Source organism: Bacillus sp. ISL-18 (assembly GCF_018613415.1).
Lineage (GTDB): Bacteria > Bacillota > Bacilli > Bacillales > Cytobacillaceae > Neobacillus.
In genome coordinates this window covers 252433-264421 of the sequence record NZ_JAGGQG010000010.1, presented here as the reverse complement: position 1 = coordinate 264421, position 11989 = coordinate 252433, and the positions used below count along the sequence as shown (strand labels likewise).

At 39.3% G+C, this 11989-nt stretch carries 15 protein-coding genes; 14 read left to right on the top strand and 1 reads right to left on the bottom strand.

Translation table 11 applies throughout. The annotated features are described in order from the left end of the window. Positions 1-117 precede the first annotated feature (117 nt). The 7 genes from J7E81_RS14305 to J7E81_RS14275 all read left to right on the top strand — a co-directional run bounded on the left by J7E81_RS14305 (position 118) and on the right by J7E81_RS14275 (position 4991). Positions 118-582 (top strand): YpiF family protein, encoded by a 465-nt coding sequence (locus J7E81_RS14305; protein ID WP_215043116.1) that lies wholly within the window; start codon positions 118-120, stop codon positions 580-582. Positions 583-702: 120 nt separating this feature from the next. Next, complete coding sequence (locus J7E81_RS14300) at positions 703-1227, top strand: QcrA and Rieske domain-containing protein (protein WP_251028649.1); 525 nt, start codon at positions 703-705, stop codon at positions 1225-1227. Positions 1228-1230: 3 nt separating this feature from the next. Beyond that, positions 1231-1905: a menaquinol-cytochrome c reductase cytochrome b subunit gene (gene qcrB / locus J7E81_RS14295; protein ID WP_098530418.1), complete on the top strand. Its 675-nt coding sequence runs from the start codon at positions 1231-1233 to the stop codon at positions 1903-1905. A 58-nt stretch (positions 1906-1963) separates the two neighbouring features. Next, positions 1964-2740, top strand: coding sequence for a menaquinol-cytochrome c reductase cytochrome b/c subunit (locus J7E81_RS14290; RefSeq protein WP_215043114.1), 777 nt, complete (start codon positions 1964-1966; stop codon positions 2738-2740). A gap of 62 nt (positions 2741-2802) precedes the next feature. Further along, positions 2803-3399, top strand: a complete 597-nt coding sequence (gene lhaT / locus J7E81_RS14285) for a lipoprotein heptaprenylglyceryl N-acetyltransferase LhaT (protein WP_215043113.1) — start codon at positions 2803-2805, stop codon at positions 3397-3399. Positions 3400-3461: 62 nt separating this feature from the next. Continuing rightward, positions 3462-4256: a sporulation protein YpjB gene (gene ypjB / locus J7E81_RS14280; protein WP_215043111.1), complete on the top strand. Its 795-nt coding sequence runs from the start codon at positions 3462-3464 to the stop codon at positions 4254-4256. A 57-nt stretch (positions 4257-4313) separates the two neighbouring features. Then, positions 4314-4991 (top strand): zinc metallopeptidase, encoded by a 678-nt coding sequence (locus J7E81_RS14275; RefSeq protein WP_215043103.1) that lies wholly within the window; start codon positions 4314-4316, stop codon positions 4989-4991. An 83-nt stretch (positions 4992-5074) separates the two neighbouring features. Here J7E81_RS14275 and J7E81_RS14270 read toward each other — a convergent pair whose 3' ends face one another. After that, the gene (locus J7E81_RS14270) at positions 5075-5947 is read right to left on the bottom strand and encodes a YitT family protein (protein WP_215044366.1); all 873 of its coding nucleotides are present in this window, start codon (positions 5945-5947) and stop codon (positions 5075-5077) included. 199 nt (positions 5948-6146) lie between these two features. Between J7E81_RS14270 and J7E81_RS14265 the strand changes: the two genes are divergently transcribed. From J7E81_RS14265 to J7E81_RS14235, 7 genes are read left to right on the top strand one after another with little or no spacing between them, the layout of a single operon-like run. After that, the gene (locus J7E81_RS14265) at positions 6147-6491 is read left to right on the top strand and encodes a nucleotide pyrophosphohydrolase (RefSeq protein ID WP_215043101.1); all 345 of its coding nucleotides are present in this window, start codon (positions 6147-6149) and stop codon (positions 6489-6491) included. A 4-nt stretch (positions 6492-6495) separates the two neighbouring features. Beyond that, complete coding sequence (gene dapB, locus J7E81_RS14260) at positions 6496-7299, top strand: 4-hydroxy-tetrahydrodipicolinate reductase (RefSeq protein ID WP_215043099.1); 804 nt, start codon at positions 6496-6498, stop codon at positions 7297-7299. Positions 7300-7309: 10 nt separating this feature from the next. Then, complete coding sequence (gene mgsA / locus J7E81_RS14255) at positions 7310-7729, top strand: methylglyoxal synthase (protein ID WP_215043097.1); 420 nt, start codon at positions 7310-7312, stop codon at positions 7727-7729. Continuing rightward, on the top strand, positions 7719-8444 hold the full coding sequence (gene bshB1, locus J7E81_RS14250) for a bacillithiol biosynthesis deacetylase BshB1 (protein ID WP_215044364.1): 726 nt from the start codon (positions 7719-7721) through the stop codon (positions 8442-8444). Before mgsA ends, bshB1 begins: the two co-directional genes overlap by 11 nt. After that, the gene (gene bshA / locus J7E81_RS14245; RefSeq protein WP_215043095.1) at positions 8432-9559 is read left to right on the top strand and encodes an N-acetyl-alpha-D-glucosaminyl L-malate synthase BshA; all 1128 of its coding nucleotides are present in this window, start codon (positions 8432-8434) and stop codon (positions 9557-9559) included. Before bshB1 ends, bshA begins: the two co-directional genes overlap by 13 nt. 10 nt (positions 9560-9569) lie before the next feature. Beyond that, on the top strand, positions 9570-10769 hold the full coding sequence (locus tag J7E81_RS14240; RefSeq protein WP_215043093.1) for a CCA tRNA nucleotidyltransferase: 1200 nt from the start codon (positions 9570-9572) through the stop codon (positions 10767-10769). Continuing rightward, complete coding sequence (locus J7E81_RS14235) at positions 10754-11734, top strand: biotin--[acetyl-CoA-carboxylase] ligase (RefSeq protein ID WP_215043091.1); 981 nt, start codon at positions 10754-10756, stop codon at positions 11732-11734. Before J7E81_RS14240 ends, J7E81_RS14235 begins: the two co-directional genes overlap by 16 nt. Positions 11735-11989 lie beyond the last annotated feature (255 nt).

Genomic DNA, 11989 nt, shown 5'->3' with positions numbered 1-11989 from the left:
ATTTTTAATTTCTTAAGCGATTGTGAAGAATCTTTCAAAATATTCTACTTTATCTTTTATATTTTTGGGAGATAATGTTATGATAGAACTAGTGAATTAAAAAGGTTGGTGTAATGAATGAAATGGATACTACAAGAGGTTGAAACGTATCTAAATGCCAAGGAGTTCGTTGATACCGCGGTTATTCCAATTTACTCTTTATCGTTTGGAGAGGAGATGAAACAGTCAGCTGCGGCATTTGAATTCATTTCACTTTTGACAGGTTATCTCGAAAGGCAGTTTACCGGAAGAATCTTAATGTTCCCTCCTTTTACCTATCTAAAAAATAATAATATGGATCAGGTAATAAGTGAATTACTAAAATGGGAAGAAACTGCTTTGAAAAGTGAATTTAAACACATTTTATACATAACTACTGAGCTGGATTGGCGTATGTATGAAAACAGAATAGGGGGCTCATTAATTTGGCTTCCAGCCCTGCCGCTTGGAAACATGAGTGAATCCCAAAAAATAGAGCTTGTTGATAGTCAAGTTAAGCAGTTATTATCGATTTTCACACAGAAATGGAGTAATAACGAGTAAAACAACCTATATTATATGTTTTTAAAATAGTATGATATTGACCTTGCTTTAAGATTGATATATCATTGTTATGTCCTAGTTTTATATGTGTTTAAATTGTGTCCGTTGGACTAAAAACTTATGAACAAGGGGGGGATAAGCTTGAGTAAAGAACGCGTTTCAAGACGTCAATTTTTAAACTACACATTGACTGGTGTAGGCGGATTTATGGCAGCAGGTATGTTAATGCCAATGGTAAGATTTGCTGTTGATCCTGTTTTAAAAGGAGAAGCAGCCGGAAATTTCATCGCGACCAAACAAAAGGTTTCTGAATTAACGGATGAACCAGTTCGTGTAGACTTTACCTTTAAACAAAAGGATGCATGGTATGAGTCAGAAGTTACGAACACCGCTTGGGTTTATAAGGATGGGGACAAAATTATTGCCCTTTCACCAGTTTGTAAACACCTGGGCTGTACAGTCGGCTGGAATACGAACAAGGATCATCCAAACCAATTTTTCTGTCCATGCCATTATGGACGTTACGAGAAGGATGGAACCAATATTCCAGGTACACCGCCGTTAGCCCCGCTTGATGAATACCCATACAAGGAAAAAGGCGGCTATCTATACTTAGGAAAAGCTGAACCACGGAAGGAGGCGTAATCATTGTTAAACAAAATTTACGATTGGGTAGATGAACGTTTAGATATTACGCCGCTGTGGCGCGATATCGCAGACCATGAAGTTCCTGAGCATGTAAACCCAGCGCATCATTTTTCAGCGTTTGTTTATTGCTTTGGGGGTCTGACATTCTTTGTTACTGTTATTCAAATACTTTCCGGTATGTTTTTAACAATGTACTATGTACCGGACATTAAGAATGCATGGGAATCGGTTTATTATCTGCAAAATGAAGTTGCATTTGGACAAATCGTACGTGGAATGCATCACTGGGGAGCCAGTTTAGTACTTGTAATGATGTTTTTACATACGTTGCGCGTCTTTTTCCAAGGTGCTTATAAAAAACCTCGTGAATTAAACTGGATTGTCGGAGTACTTATTTTCTTCGTCATGCTCGGTTTAGGTTTTACTGGTTACTTATTACCTTGGGATATGAAAGCGCTGTTCGCTACAAAAGTAGGTCTGCAAATTGCTGAGGCAACACCGTTCATCGGTTCTTACGTAAAAGTTTTACTAGCCGGACATGAACACATTGTTGGTGCTCAAACATTAACCCGATTCTTTGCGATTCATGTATTCTTCTTACCTGCAGTGCTGTTTGGATTAATGGCGGCACACTTTATCATGATTCGTAGACAAGGGATCTCTGGACCGCTTTAAAAAACATTTTTTTCTGACAGTGTAAGGATAATTACAGAAAAAAGGAGGGGATTGCTCAATGCATCGCGGTAAAGGTATGAAGTTTGTCGGTGATTCACGTGTAATAGCACCAGAAATGCGGACGCCAAAACTTCCGAAAGATTACTCTGAATATCCAGGTAAAACGGAAGCGTTCTGGCCTAACTTTCTTTTGAAAGAATGGATGGTTGGAGCAGTATTCCTTGTCGGCTATTTATGTTTAACAGTAGCCCACCCGGCTCCGCTTGAAAGGATAGCAGATCCAACCGATACAGGTTATATTCCATTACCAGACTGGTATTTCTTATTTTTGTATCAATTATTAAAATACTCATTTGCATCTGGCCCATATACGGTTATTGGTGCAATGATTATGCCTGGTTTAGCTTTTGGAGGGTTACTACTAGCCCCGTTCCTTGATCGAGGACCAGAACGTCGTCCAAGAAAGCGTCCGTTCGCAACCGGGTTTATGCTGTTAGCACTTGCAGCCACTGTGTTTTTAACATGGCAGTCAGTTGCAACACATGACTGGGCAGCTGCGGAACGACAAGGTAAAATTGTTGCCAAGGTTGAAATCGACAAGTCAAGTGCAGGGTATAAAATTGCTCAAGCAAATACTTGTATCACCTGTCATGGTGACAGCTTCCAAGGTGGGGCCGGTGCTCCCACGCTAATTGGTACAGGCTTATCTCCAGAAGAAGTGGCTACGATTGCTAAAAAGGGTAAAGGCGGAAAGATGCCAGCAGGTGTCTTTAAAGGTACTGACGCTGAACTTAAAACACTCTCTGAGTATATCTCAGGTCTTGGCAAAAAATAATTGAATCAATAAAAAAAGCTGACGGAAATTCGTCAGCTTTTTTCTTGAAAGGGGGAGTATTTGTGAAGTGGATTTATCCTCTCCTGTCTAATCGGCCGGTAATGAAACTTTTACTGCTTGTAAACATTGCTGGAACGATTTATGGATATTACTGGTATGGCTGGCAATTACGAGAAACGCCGCCTGTGTTTCTTGCTTTTGTACCTGATAGTCCAACAGCGAGCTTATTTTTTGTCTTTGTCCTGCTGGCGTTTTTACTAAAAAGAAATTGGCCGTTAATTGAAGCTCTCGCCATAGTGACTTTGTTTAAGTACGGGATATGGGCTGTCGTGATGAACATACTCGTTTTCATTGTCCAAGGAGAACTGGACTGGGTTGGCTACATGCTAATTTTCTCTCATTTTGCTATGGCTGTTCAAGGGATATTATATGCGCCATTCTATCGATTCAAGGGCTGGCACTTAATTGTGACTGCGATTTGGACACTCCACAATGATGTAATTGATTATGTTTTTTTTATGATGCCAAGCTATCAAATGCTTGATAAATATATACCGCAAATTGGTTATTTTACCTTTTGGCTTTCATGTATCTCCATTGGCATCGCCTATTACTTAGGAATGAGGCCTGGCCGCTTTAAACTAAAAATTAATAGTTGAAGATGGTCTAACCTTGTCCAACCTTACATACATTTTATTAGTAAGGAAAGGGGGGACAAGGTTTGAAATTCAAATGGTTATCTTTTTTAGTAATGATCATGATGCTTACTCCCATAACTGTTTATGCCGAACAGCAATCGCCAATGGAGAAGCTCGATGATATCTCAGATGAAGCTCTCCAAATGGTGAAGTTTCAAAGATATGAAGATGCAAAAAAATTGCTTGATTATTTTTCGGATCAATTTACAAGCATTAAAGGGACAAAGGAACCGCTATCAATGGATGAGGTTAGAATTGTGAATACCTCCCATGATGAGGCAATGGAAGCGGCCGTAAGTCCCAATATGAAATATGAAGAAAGACTAAATAAACTAACTAAGTTCCGTCTTGTTATTGATGCATTAGCAACGAGCCATCAACCTTTATGGACAGAAATGGAAGATCAAATTATGACTTCCTTTCACCAGGCAAAAGAAGCAGCCCTAATGGGTGATACTGCCCATTTCCATTCCAATTTTAACACTTTCCTCTCCTTATATAATGTTATTTATCCAAGTATGAAAATAGATGTTCCTGTGGAAAATATTCAAAGGTTAGATGCACGTATTGACTTTATTAATGAATATCAATCACAGGTGGTTAGTGATGTAAAAAGCCAGCAAGAACTCGATGCCCTTGACACTGACCTTAAAAATCTTTTTGCTAATATGGAAGAGGATGAAGCAGATCCATCGTTATGGTGGGTTATTATTTCTACAGGAAGTATTATTATCATGACTTTATCCTATGTAGGCTGGAGAAAGTACCAAGGAGATAAAGAACTAAAGAAGGGTCGTTCCAGAGACCTAAAGGATTGACGGGTCTAATCGGCAAGACATATACTAATAACATCACGAGCTGATTTGGAGGTCTCAATGTATCTAATTTACTTTGCAATCATTGTTTTAATTCCTTTATGGGCACAAATGAGAGTGAAAAATACTTTTGCAAGATATTCACGGGTACCAACATCAACCTACCGACGAGGGGCTGATGTTGCGAGGGAAATCCTAAATGCAAATGGATTATATAATGTAGCGGTTGAGGAAGGTCGAGGGTTTTTAAGCGATCATTATGATCCCAGAAGCAAGACTGTTCGTCTTTCACCTGAAAATTACCATGGACATTCGATTGCAGCATCGGCTATTGCTGCCCATGAATGTGGACATGCCATTCAGGATGGGGAGAGATATGCCTTCCTGCGCTTCCGTCACGCCTTAGTACCTGTTGCAAATCTAGGTTCAAATGCTTCATGGATTCTGATTATGATTGGTATTTTTGCTCATTTAAGCGGGCTATTGTTGCTTGGAATTATTTTTATGGCCGCAGCTGTTCTCTTTCAACTGATTACCCTGCCAGTTGAGTTTAATGCTTCGAACCGAGCCATGAAACAGGTGGTATCACTTGGATTAATCGGTAATCGGGAACAGAGAGAAGCAAGGAAGGTTTTAAACGCAGCCGCACTTACGTATGTTGCCGCAGCCGCCGTAGCAGTTTTAGAATTATTAAGACTTGTGTTAATTTTTACTGGAATGAATAGAAATGACGATTAAAAAAATGTCCTCACAATGATTTGCTCCGTCAATGTTAGTTGATGTCTAACATTGACAAGGCAGATCACAAGTGGGGACCTTTTTTATTGGCCAATCGGCATTTTATTTTCATCAAGGGTAAAACCCTCTCCATGAACATCATGGACTACGGAGATAGAGACAAAGGCATGTGGATCGACTGAGGTAACTAAATTCTTCAATCGGATAATTTCATTTTTGGCCACAACACAATAGAGCACTTCACGCTCATTTTTTGTATAAGAGCCATAGGCTCTTAGAGCGGTTACGCCGCGGTCCATTTCGGCCATTATTTTTGCAGCTATTTGTTCGTTTTGATCAGATATAATCATTGCCCCTCTTGCCGAGTATGCTCCTTCTTGAATAATATCAATCACCCGAGCTCCGACAAAAACAGCTACTAACGTGTACATTGCTTGTTTATAATTTAAGTAGGTAAACCATGAAATTGCAATTACACAGGCATCGAATAAAAACATTGTTTTTCCCATATTCCAGCCTGCATATTTTTGAACAAGCCTTGCAATAATATCTACCCCGCCGGTTGTACCTCCAAATCGAAAAATAATACCTAACCCAATCCCAGTAAAAGCACCAGCAAATAATGCAGCCAATGTTAAATCGTGTTCTAGCGGCATATCAATTGTATTGCGCTGAAATATCCATAAAAAAATCGAAACGCCAACCGTTCCAATCATAGTATACAAAAAGGCATTCCGTCCCAACAGCTTCCATCCTATAAAAAACAAAGGAATATTGAGGATTAAATTCGTATAAGAGGGATCCCATTTAAATAGGAAATAAACGAGTAATGTAATACCTGTGAATCCTCCTTCAGCAAGTTTATTCTGCATATTAAAATTTACTAGTCCAAATGACATGATTGCGGATCCAATGAGGATAAATAGTATATTTTTTATTTTCATACCAAAGATTATAATTTTATTCGCCTCTTTTCTTATTTCTCTATAAATGGCTTTTCTAATTATAACCAATTAGGTAATGAAGAGCAATGTGAACTAGGAAACCCGCTTCTTAAAAGCGAAAACATTTGTAAATCAAGCGTAATTTAGCTAACATTATAAGGAATATTAATAAAAAGCAAATTGCCCGTTTAAGAAAATGAGGTGGAGTGAAATGACTAACGGGAAGTCAATGAAAGAGCTTCAAACGGAAGTAGATCGATACATAAGTCAATTTAAAGAAGGATATTTTAGTCCGCTCGCTATGCTTGCCAGACTAACAGAGGAGCTTGGTGAACTGGCAAGGGAAGTTAACCATTATTACGGAGAAAAACCGAAAAAGTCGACGGAGACGGAAAAAGCGATTGAAGAAGAGCTTGGGGATCTCCTTTTTGTCATAATTTGTTTAGCTAATTCCTTAAACATTGATTTAGAAGAGGCTCATGATTATGTGATGAATAAATTTAATACCAGAGATAAAAATCGTTGGACAAGACTTGATCAAGAAGGTGTGGAGTGAAGATATGAATTCGATTAAAATTATCATTGCAGGCCCACGCGGTCGGATGGGCAGTGAAGCAGTCAAATTAGTTACTAATACAGGGCACTTTGAACTAGTTGCCACTGTTGACCATAAGAATGATGGAATGATGTTGAGTGATGTGGAAGGTTTTCAATCCATTCCAAATGTACCTGTTTACTCAGACATTGAAAAATGTCTTCTAGAGATTGAAGCAGACGTATTAATTGACTTAACGACCCCTGAAGTAGGTATGTACCACGCAAAAACTGCACTTGAACATAATGTACGTCCTGTTGTTGGAACGACTGGGTTTACCAAGCAGGATTTGGAGGAGCTTGAGAAGCTTTGCTTTGAAAAAGAACTTGGCTGTATCATTGCACCAAACTTTGCGGTTGGTGCCGTATTAATGATGAAATTTTCACAAATGGCCGCTAAATACTTTGCAGATGTTGAGATCATTGAGATGCATCATGACCAGAAGCTCGATGCACCATCAGGAACCGCGGTAAAAACAGCAGAGATGATTTCTGCTGTAAGGGAAGGTAAAAAACAAGGTCATCCGAATGAAAAAGAAACTATTACAGGAGCAAGAGGCGGAGAATACGATGGGATGCATATTCATTCTGTTCGTTTGCCAGGACTAATTGCCCATCAACAGGTTTTATTTGGTTCTGCTGGACAGACATTAACGATTCGCCATGATTCCTATAACCGCGGTTCTTTTATGTCAGGTGTAAAAGTTGCGGTTGAAACGGTTATGAAAAACAATACGTTTGTTTATGGACTTGAAAATATATTAGATTAGGGGCAAGGATATGAATATAGCATTAATAGCACATGACCAAAAGAAAAATGACTTAGTACAATTCGTTACAGCCTATCGAGGCATTTTTGCCAAACATACCTTATTTGCCACCGGAACCACAGGATCAAGGATTCATGAGGCTACAGAATTAGATGTAACCCGCTTTAAATCCGGACCTCTAGGTGGAGACCAAGAAATTGGAGCAATGATTGCTAAAAATCAAATGGATGCCATTTTCTTTTTCCGAGATCCATTAACCGCACAGCCACATGAGCCTGATGTAACAGCGTTAGTAAGACTTTGCGATGTCTATTCGATTCCTTTGGCAACAAATATGGGTACTGCTGAATTACTCATAAGAGGATTAGAAATGGGATTGTTGGAATGGAGAAATGTAGCTAAAGAGAATGGTGATGTTAATGAAGCTTAATCAATTACATATCCTCGCATTTGGTGCGCATGCTGATGATGTAGAGATCGGCATGGCTGGTACCATTGCGAAATTAGCGGAAGAGGGAAAACAGATCGGTATTTGTGATTTAACCGATGCTGATTTATCTTCCAATGGAAATGTAGTGCTAAGAAAAGAGGAAGCTGGCAAAGCGGCAGATATTTTAGGTGTATCAGTCCGTACTTCGCTAGGTTTTCCGGATAGAGGGTTATTCCTGAAAGAAGAGTATATTCAAAAGGTTGCCGAAACCATTCGGAAATACAAACCGAAGATCGTGTTTGCGCCATATTTGGAAGATCGGCATCCGGATCATGGAAATTGTGCAAAAATTGTCGAGGAAGCTGTATTTTCTGCTGGGATTAGAAAATACCGAACAGATGAATGGAACGAACCGCATCGCGTGGAAAAAATGTACTTTTATATGATCAACGGATTTCATAAACCTGATTTTACCTTTGATATTACACCAGTGATGGATAAAAAGCTGGCCTCCCTAAGGGCCTATAGAAGCCAGTTTGAATTAACAGCGGAAAGTGTTCAAACACCGCTTGTGAATGATTATATCGAAACGGTCGAGTCAAGGGAAAGAATGTTTGGAAAACTGGTTGGTGTGTCTTTTGCTGAAGGGTTTAAGACTAAGGTACCGCTTGTTTTGAAACATGATTTACTAGGAGAAGAACCATGCGGAAACTAAAAATTGGAATTACCTGTTATCCGACTGTTGGTGGGTCGGGAGTTGTTGCTACTGAATTAGGGAAAATGCTTGCTGAGAAGGGGCATGAAATCCACTTCATCTCGTCAAGTCTCCCTTTTCGTTTAAACAGGATGTACCATAATATCCATTATCACCAAGTCGAAGTTAATCAATATTCAGTTTTTCAATACCCCCCATATGATATTGCATTAGCGAGTAAAATGGCAGAAGTAGCTGATCGTGAAAAATTGGATATTCTCCATGTCCATTACGCGATTCCTCATGCTGTTTGTGCTATATTAGCGAAGCAAATGGCAAAAAGGGAAATTAAGATTGTCACAACCTTACATGGGACGGATATTACAGTTTTAGGGTATGACCCATCCTTAACCGATGCAATTAGATTCGGAATAGAGAAATCAGATAGTGTCACGGCAGTTTCGACAGCATTAGTGAATCAAACTTACGAACTTATTAATCCCGATAAGCAAATTGAAACAGTATACAATTTTATTGATGAAAGAATTTATCATAAAACCGCTGACACCTCCTTAAAATCACAATTACAAATTAGTGATGAGGAAAAGGTGGTTATCCATGTCTCAAACTTTCGCGCTGTAAAGAGGGTCACGGACGTTATAAAAACTTTTGCCAAAATTTCTGCGGTCATGCCGGCAAAACTACTGCTAGTTGGTGATGGCCCCGAAATGACTATCGTATGTAAACTCGTAAAGCAGTTCTCGCTTGAAGAAAAGGTAATCTTTCTAGGAAAACAAGAGAATTTAGAGGAGCTATACTCTATTAGTGATTTAATGCTCCTGTTATCTGAAAAGGAGAGCTTTGGTCTCGTTGCCTTAGAGGCTATGGCGTGCGGTGTACCTTGTATCGGGACGAATGTAGGCGGTATCCCGGAAGTTATTCAGCAGGGTGTTTCTGGGTATATTAGTGAGGTTGGCGATATCGAGGATATTTCAGGTAAAGCTGTTTCGCTACTAAACGATGCAGACCTGCATCAAAAAATGTCATTTGAGGCATTGAAAACTGTTAAAAATAAATTTAAGGCAGAACATATTGTGGAACAATATGAGCAGATATACGCGAAGCTATTGAATTAAGGTGAATGAGATGAACGAACCTTTTTTATCAGCCGTTCCAATTATTAAACAGCTTGAGAATTCAGGTTTTCAAGCCTATTTTGTAGGCGGATCTGTAAGGGATTATCTTTTAAACAGATTAATCAGTGATGTAGATATTGCTACATCGGCCACACCAAATGAAGTGAAAGAAATCTTTCCAAGGACCGTTGATATTGGGATTGAGCATGGAACAGTGCTGGTCCTTTTCCAAAATAAAGCCTACGAGATTACCACCTTTAGGACAGAGGGAGAATATCAAGATTATCGGAGACCAAAAGAGGTTTCCTTTATACGAAATCTAAATGATGATCTCAAACGCCGAGATTTTACCATGAATGCGATCGCCATGGATCGAAATGGTAAGATTATTGACCCATATAATGGATCAGCTGCTATTCGAAATAAGGTTATCGAGACTGTCGGATCTGCTAATGAGCGTTTCCAGGAAGATGCTTTAAGGATTATGAGGGCTGTCCGATTCGTCAGCCAGCTTTCGTTTGCAATTGAGGAAGATACACTACAAGCAATAGCAAAGCTTGTTCCATTGTTAAAAAACATAGCGGTAGAACGAATTAGAGCAGAGTTTGAAAAACTGCTTGTGGGGGAAAATGGTAACACGGCCATTAGGCTTTTGCTTGATACTCATTTATATGTCTATCTGCCAGGTCTAAAAAACCATAGAAATTCGCTCGAAAGATTTATCTCCTTTTCATTTAAAGGGCTTAATAAAATTGAAATGTGGTCGTTACTGCTTTTTACCTTAAATCTAAAAGATAAGTCGATTGAGGTCTTTTTAAGAGCATGGAAGCTTCCAGTTAAAGAAATCAAAGAGATTCAACAAATCTTGTCTTATTTAGAAAAAAGAATGGAGCAGGAATGGCCTATTTATGACCTATATTCAGCAGGCAGAGCTGCCTTGAGCTCGACTGAAAAGCTTTATGGTGTTCTTAAAGGTCTAACCGAGAATGATTCACTTTTAAAGTGGTTACGGATTTATGATGAGCTGCCAATCAAGGAGCGCAATGACATAAATGTAACAGGTAGAGATATCATGGAATGGTTCCAAACCGAGGGAGGACCTTGGTTACGGGATACCCTTTTGAAAGTAGAGTGTGCCATATTAGCGGGTGACATCCAAAACGACAAAGAAAAGATTAAGGAGTGGCTGATCAGGTGCAGTCAGAAATAAGAAAGAAACTGCTCGATGCCTTCACAAATGCCGGTGAATCTTTTCTCTCAGGTCAGCATTTAGCAGAGCTAATCGGCTGTTCAAGAACGGCTGTTTGGAAGCATATGGAGGAATTAAGAAAAGAAGGCTTCATATTAGAAGCTGTAAGAAATAAGGGGTATCGGATTGTGAAAACTCCAGAGCGAATAACAGCTGATGAAATTCGACTTGGCCTCTTAACCAACTTTATCGGGAAAAATATTCATTATGAAGAAAGTGTAGAATCTACTCAAAAGATTGCCCACAATCTATCAAATGAAGGCGTACCAGAAGGGACAGTCGTTATTGCCGAAGAGCAGCGGTCTGGTAAAGGAAGAATGAACCGAAGCTGGCATTCACCAAAGTATAGCGGAGTTTGGATGAGTTTAATTCTAAGGCCGAATATTCCTTTAACCAAAGCCCCTCAGCTAACGCTATTAACTGCAGTGGCGATCGTACAGGCAATTGAAGAAGTCACAAATCTGGAGCCTCTGATTAAGTGGCCCAATGATATATTACTGAATGGTAAAAAAATCACCGGAATCTTAACAGAGCTTCAAGCGGAGGCAGACCAGATTCATTCTGTTATTATTGGTATGGGGATTAATGTTAACCAAAAAATAGAAGACTTTCCGTTAGAGCTTCATAATAAGGCAAGCTCCCTTTTGATTGAAAACGGCGCACCTATTTCCCGGGCAGAATTGATCAAGAGTGTTTTTAAGTATTTTGAAAAATTATATCTGCTTTACCTCGAGCAAGGGTTTTTCCCTATTAAACTTCTATGGGAAGGATATGCTATTAGCATAGGCAAAAACCTTACGGCTAGAACGTTAACCAATGTGATTGAAGGAAAGGCATTAGGAATAACTGATGATGGTGTTTTAAAATTAGAAGATAAGACCGGATTTATTCACCATATTTATTCAGCGGATATTGAGATTAAATGATAAATATATTTGTCAGCGCAAGTACCAAAACGGTTCTTGCGCTTTTCTTTTGTCTAGCTCCAGAGCCTAAACGGGCTCTTGCGCTTTTCTGTTAAAATGCTATAATTTCTTTGGGCAGTATCACTTCAGAACTGCACCTTTTAGGGAATAATCACTTACAATTAAAAAGGTTTCTGCCTAGATCCGTATAACGGACCGGGACAGAGGGATGAAGATGCACATGAGTAACGATTGAGATCCTCTGCCTTAAGAAGG